Origin of the sequence: Paractinoplanes deccanensis (assembly GCF_016862115.1) — a bacterium.
In the GTDB taxonomy this organism is placed as follows: domain Bacteria; phylum Actinomycetota; class Actinomycetes; order Mycobacteriales; family Micromonosporaceae; genus Actinoplanes; species Actinoplanes deccanensis.
In genome coordinates this window covers 1-13,942 of the sequence record NZ_BOMI01000071.1, presented here as the reverse complement: position 1 = coordinate 13,942, position 13,942 = coordinate 1, and the positions used below count along the sequence as shown (strand labels likewise).

The window sequence follows — 13,942 nt, the reverse complement described above, 5'->3', positions numbered from 1 at the left end:
CGAGTCCTATCCCGGCCCCGCGCCGGTTCCCGGCCGCGCCGGCGTCCCCAACGCGGTCGGCGCCGTGCGCCCACCGGCCCGCACCGGCCCCGGCATGACCACCGGCGGCCGCAGCCGGCCCGCACCCGCCGGCCGCGCCATGCCGGCCCCCGCCGCGGCCGCCGCCCAGGTCCCGGCGGCCTCCGCCCCGATCCCGACCGGCGCCGCCGCAGTCCCGACCGGTACAGCTCCGTTCCCCGCCGGTGCCGGCCCGTTCCCTACCGGCGCTGCGCAGGTTCCCTCGGGTGCCGCCCCGATCCCGGCGAGGGCTGCGTCTGGCCTGGCGGGCGCCGCCTCGGTCCCGTCGGGGGCCGCGCAGGTCCCGTCAGGCGCCGCGCAGGTCCCGTCAGGCGCCGCCCCGATTCCCGCGGGCGCCGCTCAAGTCCGCGCGGGTGCCGCTCAAGTCCGCGCGGGTGCCGCAAAGGTTCCGGCCGGCGCCGTGCAGGTCCCGGTGGGTGGTGGCCCATTCCCGACGGGCGCCGCGCCGGTCTCGGCGGGCGGTGGCCCGTTCCCCACGGGGGACGCACACGCCTCGGCAGGCGGTGGCCCGTTCCCCGCCGGCGCCGCGCAGGTCCCGTCCGGTGCTGCTCAGGTTCCTGGCTCCTCTGACGTGCCGCGCCAGCGTGGCGCCGCCTCCGTGCCGCCGTCGATGCCCGCCGGGCCGTCGTCGTCGCCTCCGCGTGGCACTCAATACGGAGCCCCGGCCGCCGACTTCGCCGACGACGACTTCGGCGCGAGCAACGGATATGTCGACGCCCCGGAGGCCTCCGCTCCCGTGCCCGGCGTCTACGGCTCCCAGGCCGCCGGCACCTACGGCGCCCCGAAGGGATACGACGACCAGTACGCCCAGGACAACTACGGCTACCACGGCGACCAGGGCTACTACGACGAGGGCTATCCCGAGGCGACCGGCTACGGCCGGCCCACCCAGTACGGCCGCCCCGTCGACTACGCCGAGGGCGCCGACTACGACCGCAGCGGCGACTACGCGATGCCCGCCGTCTACGGCCGCCCGGCCGGCTACGGTCCCGCCGATGTCGACCGGCCCGCTGACTTCGACCGGCCCGCTGACTTCGACCGGCCCGGTGAGTTCGATCGGCCCGCTGACTTCGACCGGCCCGGTGAGTTCGATCGGGCTGCGGATTTCGATCAGGCCGCCGGTTTCGACCGGGCTGCCGGGTTCGACCCGGCCGCGGATTTCGATCGGGCCGCCGGTTTCGACCAGCCGGATTACGGTCAGGCCGCCGACTACGGCCTCACCGGCGGATACGACGGGCCGGCGCGCCACGACGCCGGCGACCCCGCCTACAAGGCCAAGCGCCACCGCCCGTCGGCGAACGACACGAACGTGGGCACCCTCGCCGACTTCGCCTCCTACCCGGCCGGCGACGACCACCAGGGCCGTTACTAGCTATTTGTCGGCTTCACCCTATTTGTCAATGTCGCCGACCACGAAGAACATCGACCCCAGGATCGCGATCAGGTCGGGCACCAGGCAGCCCGGGATCAGCGTGGCCAGCGCCTGCACGTTCGCGTAGGACGCGGTGCGCAGCTTCATCCGCCACGGCGTCTTCTCGCCGCGTGACACCAGGTAGTAGCCGTTGATGCCGAGCGGGTTCTCGGTCCACGCGTACGTGTGCCCCTCCGGCGCCTTGACCACCTTGGGCAGTCGCACGTTGACCGGCCCGGAGATCCGGTCGACGCGGTCGAGGCACTCCTCGGCGAGGTCGAGCGACACGTACACCTGGTCGAGCAGCACCTCGAAGCGCGAGTGACAGTCACCGGCCGTCCGGGTCACCACCGGCACCTCGAGCTGGTCGTACGCGAGGTAGGGCTCGTCGCGGCGCAGGTCCAGGTCGAGCCCGCTGGCCCGCGCCACCGGCCCGGACGCGCCGTAGGCCGCCGCCTGCTCGGCGGTGAGCACCCCCACGCCGACCGTGCGGGCCAGGAAGATGTCGTTGCGCCGGATGATGCCGTCCAGGTCGGGCATGCGCTTGCGGACCGTGGCGATGGCCTCGCGGGCCCGCCCGGTCCAGCCGGCCGGCACCTCCTCCTTCAGACCGCCGACCCGGTTGAACATGTAGTGCATGCGGCCACCGGAGACCTCCTCCATGACCGCCTGCAACGTCTCGCGCTCGCGGAACGCGTAGAACATCGGCGTGATCGCGCCGATCTCGAGTGGGTAGGACCCGAGGAACATCAGGTGGTTGAGCACCCGGTTGAGCTCGGCCAGCGCCATCCGCAGCCAGGTCGCCCGCTCGGGCACCTCGATGCCCATGAGCCGTTCGACGGCGAGCGCGACGCCCAGCTCGTTCGAGAAGGCCGAGAGCCAGTCGTGCCGGTTGGCCAGCACGATGATCTGCCGGTAGTCGCGCACCTCGAACAGCTTCTCGGCGCCGCGGTGCATGTAGCCGACGATCGGCTCGCAGGACACCACCCGTTCGCCGTCGAGGGTGAGCTTGAGCCGCAGCACGCCGTGGGTCGAGGGGTGCTGCGGCCCGATGTTGAGCACCATGTCGGCGGTCTCGAGACCCGCACCGGTCCCGACCGTCATCTCCCGCATGGAAGAGCCTTCAGTCATGTCAAGGGCGGCTGGTGGGGTGGTTGGATGGGTCACAGAAGCATGCTCCCACGTGCCGCTGCCCCGACACTGTGCAGCAGCCACCAATGACTCCCCAGCCCCGCCGGTTCGATCAGCTCGGCGGCGGCTCCCGCGGCGGCGAGGCCGCGCACATAGGCCCCCGGGTCGGTCCGGGCGAGATCCATCGGTGGTCGCGCCCCGTCGACTCCCAGCGCTCTCAGCGCCTCACGCTGGCGGATCATGCGGTACGGGGTGCCGGCCGCGTTCGCCACCGCGTCCATGGCGACGTGCGCAGTGACATCGCAGGAGCCGTCCGGCACGGGTGGCACCTGCCGGCCGGCCCGGAAACCGGTCAGCGTCCCGAATGCCGGCCGCGCGTCGCGCAGGTGCCCGTAGTCGACGGCGAGCGCGCATCCGCTGCGTACTCTCTCGACCGCCGTTGCCCACGCGGCGTCGCGCGGCCACCCGATCTCGGCCCGCCCGGCGGTGGGCCACCAGCGCCGCAGCCAGAAGAGGTCGGCCGCGTCGACCAGCCCGCCCAGCGTCTCGGCCCCGGTGACCGGGTCGACCAGCACCTTGCGCAGCCGCCCCTCGTCGTCGAGGTCGGCCACGTCGAGCGGCACGTTGTCGAGCCACTCGGTGGCGATCAGCAGGCCGACGATGCCGTCCGGCACCTCCCGCCGCCAGGCGATCGCCCGGTCGAGCCGGGCCGGGCGGGGCGCCACCTCCACCCCGGTCAGCCGGGCTCGCTTCGCCAGGCCGGCCGGCAGCATCGCCGCCAGCGTGGCCAGCAGCTCACCGCGCCCCGCGCCCACGTCGACCAGGTCGAAGACCTTGGGGCGGCCGAGCGCCTCGTCGATGCGCTCGATCAGCCGCAGCAGCGCCCCGGCGAACAGCGGCGAGGCGTGCACGCTGGTGCGGAAGTGCCCCGCCGGCCCGTCGTCGCCGCGCACGAAGAACCCGTCCGGCCCGTACAACCCGGTCTGCATCGCCTGCCGCCACCCGGTCATAACGACACCCTAAGCGCGGCTCCCGAAACCTGTACCTGAGCACCGATGGTCTTCTTCACATGGTCTTGTCACGTGCCCGTAACACCGGCGCATACTGGCGCTCGACCGGTACCTCGTACAAGTGGACTGGATCCGTACATGAGCGCATATCCATTGACCGTCGGCGTTGTCGGCGCCGGCCGAGTAGGCGCCGTCCTCGGTGCCGCTCTCGGCCGAGCGGGGCACCTCGTCGTCGCCGCCGCGGCCGTCTCCGCCGCCTCCCGTGAGCGAGCCGCCCGCCTCCTGCCGGGCGCCGCGATCCTCCCCGCCGACGAGGTGGCCCGGGCCGCCGGCGATCTCCTGCTCCTGGCCGTGCCCGACGACGCGCTGGCCGGCGTCGTCTCCGGCCTCGCCGCGACCGGCGCGCTGCGCCCCGGCCAGATCGTGGCGCACACCTCCGGCGCTCACGGACTCGGCGTCCTGGGCGATGTACAGGGCATGGCCCTGCACCCCGCGATGACCTTCACCGGCGCCGAGACCGACCTCGACCGCCTGCCCGGCATCGCGTGGGGCGTCACGACGGCCGACCGCCCGTTCGCCGCCCGGCTCGTGGCCGACCTCGGCGGCGTGCCCGAGTGGGTCGCCGAGGACGCCCGCCCGGTCTATCACGCCGCCCTCGCCCACGGCGCGAACCACCTGGTCACGCTCGTGAACGAAGCCTCGGACGTGCTCCGCGCGGCCGGCATCCGGCAGCCGGAGCGGGTCCTCTCGCCGCTGCTGCACGCCGCGCTCGACAACGCGCTGCGGCTCGGCGACGCCGCCCTGACCGGCCCGGTCTCGCGCGGCGACGCCGGCACTGTCGGCAAGCACCTCGACCGCATGCCGGCCGACGCGGTGCCGGCCTACCTGGCCCTGGCCCGCCGTACCGCCGACCGTGCCATCGCGGCGGGCCGCCTGCGGCCGCAGGATGCCGCTCTGCTGCTCGATGTCCTGTCTCGCGCCCAGGTGGGGAGTCCGGCATGACCGACTGCACCGGAGCGGGCGGAGCGGGCGCAGGGCCAGGAGGGCATGCCAAAGGAGGCTCAATATGACTTACGTGATCCACACTCGGGCCGAGCTGGCCGCGGACGTGGCGGCCGCCAACGGTGAGGTGGCCGTGGTGATGACCATGGGCGCGCTGCACGAGGGGCACCGGCAGCTCATGCGCGCCGCCCGCGAGCGCGCCTCCTTCGTGGTCGTCACGATCTTTGTGAACCCGCTCCAGTTCGGGCCGAACGAGGACTTCGACAAGTACCCGCGCACGCTGGAGGCCGACATCGAGGCCTGCCGCGCCGAGGGCGTCGACGTGGTCTTCGCGCCCAGCCGCGACGAGATGTACCCGGACGGCGCGCCGTCGATCACGATGAACGCGGGCCCGCTCGGCGAGATCCTCGAGGGCGCCAGCCGGCCGGGCCACTTCGCCGGCATGCTCACCGTCGTCCAGAAGCTGCTCATGCTCACCCGTGCCGACGTGGCGTTCTTCGGCGAGAAGGACTTCCAGCAGCTCGCGCTGATCCGCCGCATGGTCCGCGACCTCGAGCTGGGCGTCGAGATCGTCGGGGTGCCCACCGTGCGCGAGCCGGACGGCCTGGCGCTGTCCAGCCGCAACCGCTACCTCTCCGCCGAGGAGCGCCGGGCCGCGCTCGCGCTCTCCCAGGCGCTGCGCGAGGGCGCCGGGCACACGGACGCCGAGTCCGCGCTCGCCGCCGCCACCAAGATCCTCGACCACGAGCCGGGGGTGCGGGTGGACTACCTGGCGCTCACCGGCGCCGACCTCGGGCCCGCGCCCGGCGACGGCCCGGCCCGGCTGCTGGTGGCCGCCAAGGTCGGCGCCACCCGCCTGATCGACAACGTTCCGCTGACCCTGGGAAGGGCCGCCTGATGTTCCGCACCATGCTCAAGTCCAAGATCCACCGGGCCACCGTGACCCAGGCCGACCTGCACTACGTGGGCTCGGTGACCGTCGACCTCGACCTGCTCGAGGCGGCCGACCTGCTTCCCGGCGAGCAGGTGGCGATCGTCGACGTCACCAACGGCGCGCGCCTGGAGACGTACGTGATCCCCGGCGAGCGCGGCAGCGGCGTGATCGGCATCAACGGCGCGGCGGCCCACCTGGTGCACCCCGGCGACCTGGTCATCCTCATCTCGTACGGCCAGATGGACGACGCCGAGGCCCGTTCCTACCGGCCGCGCGTGGTCCACGTCGACGCCGACAACAAGATCATCGAGCTGGGCGCGGACCCGGCGGCCGCCGTCCCGGGCATGGCCGACGATCTCGTACGGGGTGACCTGACCCTGCTCGCCTGAAACGCCTCCGATGCCCGGTTGATCACCATATGATCGGATCAACCGGGCGTGCGGAAGGCGGAGGTTCATGCGACACCGGCTCGGGATCGGCGCCGCCGTGGCCGCGATCCTGCTCGTCGCGGGCTGCGGGCGCCCCAGCGGCGTCGACGGCGACCTCACCGACGGGTGGGGCGCGATGGCCCCGGCCACCGGCTTCGAGCCCACCGCCGGCGCGTGCCACGGCGCCAACTTCAACCCCGTGGGGGCGCGCAGCACGTACGAGGAGATCGACTGCTCGCTGCGCCACCGCACCGAGACGGTGTACGTGGGCACGTTCGAGTCACCGGCCGCGGACGCCGACGAGCCGCCGGCCGACGGGTCCGCGGGCGCGCGTACCGCGTACCAAGTCTGTGATCAGAAAACGACCACCTATGTGGGCGGGCCGTGGCGCAGCGCCCGGCTCTGGATCGGCGTCACCCGGCCCACGGCCGCGGCCTGGTCCGGTGGCGCCCGCTGGTATCGCTGCGAGGTGCTGGAGCTGAGCTCGGTCGAGGACGACGGCAGCCTGGTGCAGCGCGACACCAGCCTGCGCGACGAGCTCGCCGACGGCACCTCCGAGCTGCTGCTCGGCTGCTACGCGATCCAGCTCGACGGCAACGGCTCGATCGCCACCATGCCCGCCGTCGACTGCACGGCCAAGCACAACGGCGAGTTCGCCGGCCTCTGGATCGCCAACGACCTCGAATATCCCAAGGAGTCCAAGGGCTGGGCCAAGTTCCACGACGGCTGCCGCGCGCTGATCGCCGACTACGTGGGCGTGCCCAACGACGGTGACCTGCAATATCGCACCGGCGTGGTGTCGCTGCCGGGCAGCGCCGACGTGTGGGCCCTCGGCGACCGGGGCGTGCGCTGCTACCTGTGGCTGGAGGGCTCGGAGCTGACGGCGTCGCTGCGCGGCAAGGGCACCAAGGGCCTGCCGATCCAGTACAAGTAACGGCTGCCACTGATGCCGCCCCCGCCGCGCGACTGTCGTACCCGCGGGGTGTACTGAGCAGATGTCACCTCTCGCGGACCTCCCGGAGCTGCCGCGCCGGCTCGCCGCCGCCGACCCAGGATGGAGCGAGACCACCGACGTCCTGGTCGTCGGCTCCGGCATCGCCGGCCTGACCGCCGCCCTCCACCTGCGCGAGCAGGGCCTGCACGTCACCGTCGTCACCAAGGTCAACATCGATGACGGCTCCACCCGCTGGGCACAGGGCGGCATAGCCGCGGTGCTCGACCCGCTCGACACCCCGGCCGCCCACGCCAACGACACCGAGATCGCCGGGGTCGGGCTCTGCGACCCGGCCGCCGTGCGGGTGCTGGTCGAGGAGGGCCCGGCCCGGGTCCGCGAGCTGATCCGGCTGGGCGCCGCCTTCGACCGCAACGCCGACGGCTCGCTCATGCTGACCCGCGAGGGCGGCCACCGCGCCGACCGCATCGTGCACGCCGGCGGCGACGCCACCGGCGCCGAGGTGCAGCGCGCGCTGCACGAGGCCGTGCGGCGCGACCCCTGGATCCGCCTGGTCGAGCACGCCCTCGTCCTCGACCTGCTGCGCTCGGCCGACGGCCGCGCCTGCGGCATCACCCTGCACGTGCTCGGCGAGGGCAGCGAGGACGGCGTCGGCGCCATCCTGGCCCGCGCGGTCGTGCTCGCCACCGGCGGCATGGGCCAGATCTACTCGTCGACGACCAATCCGTCGGTCTCCACCGGCGACGGCGTGGCCCTGGCGCTGCGCGCCGGCGCGGTCGTCACCGACCTCGAGTTCGTCCAGTTCCACCCCACCTCGTTCGTCACCGCTGACCTCAGCTCGGTGCAGCGCCCGCTGATCTCCGAGGCGCTGCGCGGCGAGGGCGCCCACCTGGTCGACGAGGCCGGCAAGCGCTTCATGGTGGGCCAGCACGAGCTCGCCGAGCTGGCCCCGCGCGACGTGGTCGCCAAGGGCATCCACCGGGTGCTGCGGGCCACCGGCGCCGACCACGTCTTCCTCGACGCGCGGCACCTCGGCAGGGACTTCCTCGAGCACCGCTTCCCGACCATCGTGGCCTCCACCCGGGCCGCCGGCGTCGACCCGGCGACCGAGCTGATCCCGGTCGCGCCCGCGGCCCACTACGCCTCCGGCGGCGTGCGCACCGACCTCGCCGGCCGCACCAGCATCCCCGGCCTCTACGCGTGCGGCGAGGTTGCCTGCACAGGCGTGCACGGCGCCAACCGCCTGGCCAGCAACTCGCTGCTCGAGGGCCTGGTCTTCGCCCGCCGCATCGCCGACGACATCGCCCGCGACCTGCCCGAGCAGGCCGACCCGGTGACCGCGCCCGGCGACCCCGGCTGGGTGGCCGGCCCGGCGGTCCGCGCCGAGCTCCAGCGGGCCATGACCCGCGGCGCGGGCGTGCTCCGCTCCGCCGACTCGCTCGGCGCCACGGCCAAGGAGCTGTCCCGCCTGGCCGAGCAGCGCGCCACCCCGCACAACGCGGCCTGGGAGTCCACCAACCTGCTCACGGTCGCGACCGTGCTGGTCGCCGCCGCCCGCACCCGCCGCGAGACCCGCGGCTGCCACTGGCGCGAGGACCACCCGGTCGCCGAGGACGAGTGGCGCGGCCACCTGCTCCACACCCTCGACCACAAGACCCGGCTCACCCAGACCTTTGAGGAGATGGCATGACCGCCTGCACCGAGCGGCACCCGGCCGCACCCCCGGACGGCCTCGCAGGCGAGGGCCGGAAGGGCATGCCGAAGGAGGGCACAGCATGACGGACGCGGGGCTCGATCTGGCCGAGGTGGAGCGGATCGTCTACACCGCCCTGGCGGAAGATCTCGGCGACCCGCCGCGCGACGTCACCAGCGAGGCCACCATCCCGGCCGGCCAGACCGACACCGCCGAGCTGGTGGCCCGCGCCGACGGCGTGGTCGCCGGCCTGCCGGTGGCCGCCCAGGTCTTCGCCGTGACCTCCGGCGGCACGGCCACCTTCGAGCAGCGGGTCGAGGAGGGCGCCCGGGTCACCCGCGGCGACGTCCTCGCCGTGATCACCGGACCCACCCGGTCGCTGCTGACCGCCGAGCGCACCGCGCTCAACCTGCTCAGCCGCATGTCCGGCGTGGCCACCCACACGCGCCGCTGGGCCGACCTGCTCGAGGGCACCAAGGCCACCGTCCTCGACACCCGCAAGACCACCCCCGGCCTGCGCGTGCTCGAGAAATACGCGGTCCGCGCCGGCGGCGGCACCAACAAGCGCATGGGCCTCTACGACGTCGCCATGATCAAGGACAACCACAAGCTGGCGGCCGGCAGCATCACCGCCGCCTACCGGGCGGTCCGCGAGACGTTCCCCGACGTGCCGATCCAGGTCGAGGTCACCACCCTCGCCGAGGCCAACGAGGCCGTCGAGGCGGGCGCCACGTTCCTGCTCTGCGACAACATGACGCCCGAGGCGCTGCGCGAGGTGGTCCGGGCCGTGGGCGATCGTGCCGAGCTCGAGGCGACCGGCAACCTGACGCTCCAGACCGCCGAGGCGTACGCGGCGACCGGCGTCGACTATCTCTCGGTGGGCGGCCTGACCCACTCGTCGCCCATCCTCGACATCGCCATGGACCTGCGCCCGGGCAGCTGACGGGCGACTGCGACCATGGACGCCGGCCGTCGCGTACGAAGAAAGGGTTGTCGTGCTGCTCTGCATTGACATCGGTAACACCAACACGGTGCTGGCGACCTTCGACGGCGACAAACTGGTGCACAACTGGCGCATCAAGACCGACGCCCGTTCCACCGCGGACGAGCTCGGGCTGATGTTCCGGGGGCTGCTCGCCGGCGACGCCGTCGAGATCACCGGCGTGGCCGCCTGCTCCACCGTCCCGGCCGCCCTGCGCAGCCTGCGCACGATGCTGGCCCGCTACTACGGCGATCTCCCCAACGTGATCGTCGAGCCGGGCGTGAAGACCGGCGTCCAGCTCGCCATCGACAACCCCAAGGAGGTCGGCGCCGACCGCGTGGTCAACACCCTCGCGGCGCACGCCCTCTACGGCGGACCGTCGATCGTGGTCGACTTCGGCACCACCACCAACTTCGACGTGATCAGCGCGAAGGGCGAGTTCCTGGGCGGCGCGTTCGCGCCCGGCATCGAGATCTCCTTCGACGCGCTCGCCGCCCGCGCGGCCCAGCTGCGCAAGGTCGAGCCCGCCAAGCCGCGCTCGGTGATCGGCAAGAACACCGTCGAGTGTCTGCAGTCCGGTCTCTACTTCGGCTTCGCCGGCCAGGTCGACGGCATCGTCACCAAGATGATCGAGGAGATCGGCTCGGTGCGGGCCGTCATCGCCACCGGCGGGCTGGCCGGACTGGTCAAGGACGAGTGCCAGACGATCACCGCGTACGAGCCGATGATCACGCTGATCGGCCTGCGGATGGTATATGAGCGGAACGTCTGAGCGGCGCTGAGTAGGCTTTCAGGGCCCATGTAGTCCGTACAGAGAGTCGTGCCGTGACCGAGCAGAATGTGCCCGCAACTGACCCCGCCGAGGACCTACCCGAGCAGATGCGGGTCCGCCGGTCGAAGCGGGACCGGCTGCTCGCCGAGGGGATCTCGCCCTACCCGGTGACCGTTCCGCGGACGGCGACCCTCAAGGAGCTCCGCGAGAAGTACACCGACCTGCCGATCGACCACGCCACCGGCGACCAGGTCTCGATCACCGGCCGGGTCATCTTCATCCGCAACGGCGGCAAGCTCTGCTTCGCCACCCTGCGCGACGGCGACGGCACCGAGCTGCAGGCCATGCTCTCGCTCGACAAGGTCGGCGAGGAGGCCCTGGCCGGCTGGAAGCAGCTCGTCGACCTCGGTGACCTCGTCGCGATCACCGGTGAGGTGATCACCAGCCGGCGCGGCGAGCTGTCCGTGCTGGCCTCCACCTGGGCGATGAGCGCCAAGGCGCTGCGCCCGCTTCCGGTCGCCCACAAGCCGCTCTCCGAGGAGACGCGGGTCCGCCAGCGGTACGTCGACCTCATCGTGCGCCCCCAGGCGCGCGAGACCGTGCGCACCCGTGCGACCGTCGTTCGCAGCCTCCGCGAGTCGCTCTTCCACCGCAATTATCTCGAGGTGGAAACGCCAATGCTGCAGTTGCTGCACGGCGGCGCGACGGCCCGCCCGTTTGTGACACACAGCAACGCCTTGGATACCGATCTCTATCTGCGGATCGCGCCGGAACTCTTTTTGAAGCGCGCCGTCGTGGGCGGCATCGACCGGGTCTTCGAGATCAACCGCAACTTCCGCAATGAGGGTATGGACTCCACCCACTCGCCGGAGTTCGCGATGCTCGAGGCCTACCAGGCGTACGCCGACTACAACGTGATGCAGGTCCAGGTCCGCGAGTGGATTCAGGAGGCCGCCGTCGCGGTCAGCGGATCACACGTGGTGACCCACTTCGACGGGCGCGAGTTGGACCTCGGCGGCGAGTGGGCGTCGGTCACCCTCTACGGTTCGCTCTCCGCCGCGCTCGGCGAAGAAGTCACGCCGCAGACCGATCTCGCGCAACTCCAGCGGTACGCGGAAAAGCACGACCTTTCCGTCGACCCGAAGTGGGGCCCGGGCAAGCTCGCCGAGGAGCTGTTCGAGCACCTCGTGCAGCACACCCTCCAGGCGCCTACTTTTGTGCGGGATTATCCCGAAGAGACCGCTCCGCTCACCCGGGCGCACCGCGAAACGCCCGGTTTGACGGAGAAGTGGGACCTGTACGTGATGGGCTTCGAGTTGGCGACCGCCTATTCCGAGCTCGTCGACCCGGTCGTGCAGCGCGAGCGGCTGGTCGCGCAGTCGCTGCTCGCCGCGGGCGGCGATCCCGAGGCCATGCAGCTCGACGAGGATTTCCTGCGGGCCATGGAGTACGGAATGCCGCCGACCGGCGGGATGGGAATGGGAATCGACCGGCTGTTGATGGCGCTCACCGGCCTCGGCATTCGGGAAACGATCCTCTTCCCGCTCGTGCGCCCCGAGTAAGACCAACACCCGAAATGTTCTGACCGCCATTGACGCGCCGCGCCGCCCTGGCGTTATTGTCTGTGCGTTGCTTTAAGGGGAGAACCTGTGCTCGGGAGGATAGCGGCGCGTGGCCAAGCAGATCATTCACAAGCTGGTCGATGACCTCAGCGGAGGTGACGCCGACGAGACCGTGAAGTTCGCGCTCGACGGCATTCAGTACGAGATCGATCTCTCGGAGAAGAACGCCGCTAAATTGCGGGAGGTCTTCGAGCCGTACGTCTCGGCGGGCTCGAAGGTCGCCCGCGGCGGTGTGGTCGTCGGCGGCCGGGCGGCGCGGGGGCGCGGCGGCGCCACGGCCGACCGGGAGCAGAACAAGGCGATCCGGGAGTGGGCCAAGAAGGCCGGCAAGGACATCTCCGACCGGGGCCGCATCCCCCAGGAGATCGTCGACGAGTTCCACTCGAAGGGCCCCGGCCGGGCCTGAGAGTCGCTGGGAAGGCCCGTCGCGCGTCGCGCGGCGGGCCTTCTTCGTCTTTCGGTCGTCCTTCGGTGTCGGTGCGTAGGGTTATCCACAGGCTCGGCGGCGTTGTCCACAGGCTGTGGACGCAGGTACCCCGGGATTTCGCTGTCCGCGTAGACGTTCCACTGGGGGAACAGCCGCTGAGCGTGCGAAGTTGGCTAAATCAACGTTGCGGACGGTTTCAAGGGACCGCGAGGGCCCAGCAGAACCACCCGGCGGCGATAGAGTAGTTACAGCACGGGCATCACCGATGCCCGCGCGCTGGCCCCGCCAGCTGTTGAGCGGTTCAGCATTGGCGCACGGCACGTGAGGAGCACGAGGGCATGTTCGAGCGGTTCACCGACCGAGCGCGACGGGTTGTCGTCCTGGCCCAAGAAGAGGCCCGGATGCTCAACCACAACTACATCGGGACCGAGCACATCCTGCTCGGCCTGATCCACGAGGGCGAGGGCGTCGCCGCCAAGGCTCTGGAGAGCCTGGGCATCTCCCTGGAGGGAGTGCGGCAGCAGGTCGAGGAGATCATCGGCCAGGGCCAGCAGGCGCCGAGCGGGCACATCCCGTTCACGCCCCGCGCCAAGAAGGTTCTCGAGCTGTCGCTGCGCGAGGCGCTCCAGCTCGGCCACAACTACATCGGCACCGAGCACATCCTGCTCGGCCTGATCCGTGAGGGCGAGGGCGTCGCCGCCCAGGTCCTGGTCAAGCTCGGCGCCGACCTCAACCGGGTCCGCCAGCAGGTCATCCAGCTGCTCTCCGGCTACCAGGGCAAGGAGCCGGCCGCGGCCGGCGCGGCGGCGGGCGAGGCCGCGCCGTCGACGAGCCTGGTGCTCGACCAGTTCGGGCGCAACCTCACCCAGGCGGCCCGCGAGGGCAAGCTCGACCCGGTCATCGGGCGCGAGAAGGAGATCGAGCGGGTCATGCAGGTGCTGTCCCGCCGCACCAAGAACAACCCGGTGCTGATCGGCGAGCCGGGCGTCGGCAAGACCGCGGTCGTCGAGGGGCTGTCCCAGTCGATCGTCAAGGGCGAGGTGCCCGAGACGCTCAAGGACAAGCAGCTCTACACGCTCGACCTCGGCGCGCTGGTCGCCGGTTCCCGCTACCGCGGTGACTTCGAGGAGCGCCTCAAGAAGGTGCTCAAGGAGATCCGCACCCGGGGCGACATCATCCTGTTCATCGACGAGATCCACACCCTCGTGGGTGCGGGTGCCGCCGAGGGCGCGATCGACGCGGCGAGCATCCTCAAGCCGATGCTGGCCCGTGGCGAGCTGCAGACCATCGGCGCGACCACGCTCGACGAATACCGCAAGCACCTGGAGAAGGACGCCGCGCTCGAGCGCCGCTTCCAGCCCATCCAGGTCGGCGAGCCGTCGCTGGCGCACACCATCGAGATCCTCAAGGGTCTCCGCGACCGCTACGAGGCCCACCACCGGATCAGCATCACCGACGCCGCCCTGGTGGCCGCGGCGACGCTGGCCGATCGGTACATCT

The 13,942-nt window shown here is 71.8% G+C and carries 13 protein-coding genes; 11 read left to right on the top strand and 2 right to left on the bottom strand.

Annotated features, from left to right (window positions below; all coding sequences use genetic code 11):
- Window positions 1-649 precede the first annotated feature (649 nt).
- On the top strand, window positions 650-1,450 hold the full coding sequence (locus Ade02nite_RS19185; RefSeq protein WP_203765181.1) for a chromosomal replication initiator protein DnaA: 801 nt from the start codon (window positions 650-652) through the stop codon (window positions 1,448-1,450).
- An 18-nt stretch (window positions 1,451-1,468) separates the two neighbouring features.
- On the opposite strand, the gene Ade02nite_RS19180 is transcribed toward Ade02nite_RS19185, so the two are convergent.
- Window positions 1,469-2,620, bottom strand: a complete 1,152-nt coding sequence (locus tag Ade02nite_RS19180; RefSeq protein ID WP_203765172.1) for an NADH-quinone oxidoreductase subunit D — start codon at window positions 2,618-2,620, stop codon at window positions 1,469-1,471.
- A 32-nt stretch (window positions 2,621-2,652) separates the two neighbouring features.
- Window positions 2,653-3,630 carry an SAM-dependent methyltransferase gene (locus Ade02nite_RS19175; RefSeq protein WP_239168876.1) on the bottom strand — a complete coding sequence of 326 codons (978 nt, stop codon included), beginning with the start codon at window positions 3,628-3,630 and terminating at the stop codon, window positions 2,653-2,655.
- Window positions 3,631-3,768: 138 nt separating this feature from the next.
- Here Ade02nite_RS19175 and Ade02nite_RS19170 point away from each other — a divergent pair, with 138 nt between their 5' ends.
- From Ade02nite_RS19170 to Ade02nite_RS19125, 10 genes are all read left to right on the top strand, one after another.
- Window positions 3,769-4,632, top strand: coding sequence for a Rossmann-like and DUF2520 domain-containing protein (locus Ade02nite_RS19170; RefSeq protein ID WP_203765169.1), 864 nt, complete (start codon window positions 3,769-3,771; stop codon window positions 4,630-4,632).
- 64 nt (window positions 4,633-4,696) lie between these two features.
- Window positions 4,697-5,530, top strand: coding sequence for a pantoate--beta-alanine ligase (gene panC, locus Ade02nite_RS19165; RefSeq protein WP_203765166.1), 834 nt, complete (start codon window positions 4,697-4,699; stop codon window positions 5,528-5,530).
- Window positions 5,530-5,955, top strand: a complete 426-nt coding sequence (gene panD, locus Ade02nite_RS19160) for an aspartate 1-decarboxylase (protein ID WP_203765163.1) — start codon at window positions 5,530-5,532, stop codon at window positions 5,953-5,955. The genes panC and panD overlap by 1 nt, the downstream gene beginning before the upstream one ends.
- Window positions 5,956-6,022: 67 nt before the next feature.
- Complete coding sequence (locus Ade02nite_RS19155) at window positions 6,023-6,928, top strand: septum formation family protein (RefSeq protein ID WP_203765155.1); 906 nt, start codon at window positions 6,023-6,025, stop codon at window positions 6,926-6,928.
- Between the two features lie 61 nt (window positions 6,929-6,989).
- Window positions 6,990-8,636, top strand: a complete 1,647-nt coding sequence (locus tag Ade02nite_RS19150) for an L-aspartate oxidase (RefSeq protein WP_203765153.1) — start codon at window positions 6,990-6,992, stop codon at window positions 8,634-8,636.
- An 85-nt stretch (window positions 8,637-8,721) separates the two neighbouring features.
- Window positions 8,722-9,582 (top strand): carboxylating nicotinate-nucleotide diphosphorylase, encoded by an 861-nt coding sequence (nadC, locus tag Ade02nite_RS19145; RefSeq protein WP_203765151.1) that lies wholly within the window; start codon window positions 8,722-8,724, stop codon window positions 9,580-9,582.
- Window positions 9,583-9,634: 52 nt separating this feature from the next.
- The gene (locus Ade02nite_RS19140; protein ID WP_203765148.1) at window positions 9,635-10,393 is read left to right on the top strand and encodes a type III pantothenate kinase; all 759 of its coding nucleotides are present in this window, start codon (window positions 9,635-9,637) and stop codon (window positions 10,391-10,393) included.
- Between the two features lie 53 nt (window positions 10,394-10,446).
- Window positions 10,447-11,955, top strand: a complete 1,509-nt coding sequence (gene lysS / locus Ade02nite_RS19135) for a lysine--tRNA ligase (protein WP_203765145.1) — start codon at window positions 10,447-10,449, stop codon at window positions 11,953-11,955.
- A gap of 109 nt (window positions 11,956-12,064) precedes the next feature.
- Window positions 12,065-12,421: a histone-like nucleoid-structuring protein Lsr2 gene (locus tag Ade02nite_RS19130; protein WP_203765143.1), complete on the top strand. Its 357-nt coding sequence runs from the start codon at window positions 12,065-12,067 to the stop codon at window positions 12,419-12,421.
- Window positions 12,422-12,780: 359 nt separating this feature from the next.
- On the top strand, window positions 12,781-13,942 hold a 1,162-nt coding region (locus tag Ade02nite_RS19125; RefSeq protein ID WP_203765141.1), incomplete at its 3' end, for a Clp protease N-terminal domain-containing protein.

Excerpts from the sequence above, each read along its gene's own strand:
- Ade02nite_RS19180 (WP_203765172.1), bottom strand. The coding sequence starts at position 2,620 with ATGACTGAAGGCTCTTCCATGCGGGAGATGACGGTCGGGACCGGTGCG.
- panC (WP_203765166.1), top strand. The coding sequence starts at position 4,697 with ATGACTTACGTGATCCACACTCGGGCCGAGCTGGCCGCGGACGTGGCG.
- Ade02nite_RS19175 (WP_239168876.1), bottom strand. The coding sequence starts at position 3,630 with ATGACCGGGTGGCGGCAGGCGATGCAGACCGGGTTGTACGGGCCGGAC.
- Ade02nite_RS19170 (WP_203765169.1), top strand. The coding sequence starts at position 3,769 with ATGAGCGCATATCCATTGACCGTCGGCGTTGTCGGCGCCGGCCGAGTA.
- Ade02nite_RS19150 (WP_203765153.1), top strand. The coding sequence starts at position 6,990 with ATGTCACCTCTCGCGGACCTCCCGGAGCTGCCGCGCCGGCTCGCCGCC.
- nadC (WP_203765151.1), top strand. The coding sequence starts at position 8,722 with ATGACGGACGCGGGGCTCGATCTGGCCGAGGTGGAGCGGATCGTCTAC.
- Ade02nite_RS19155 (WP_203765155.1), top strand. The coding sequence starts at position 6,023 with ATGCGACACCGGCTCGGGATCGGCGCCGCCGTGGCCGCGATCCTGCTC.
- panD (WP_203765163.1), top strand. The coding sequence starts at position 5,530 with ATGTTCCGCACCATGCTCAAGTCCAAGATCCACCGGGCCACCGTGACC.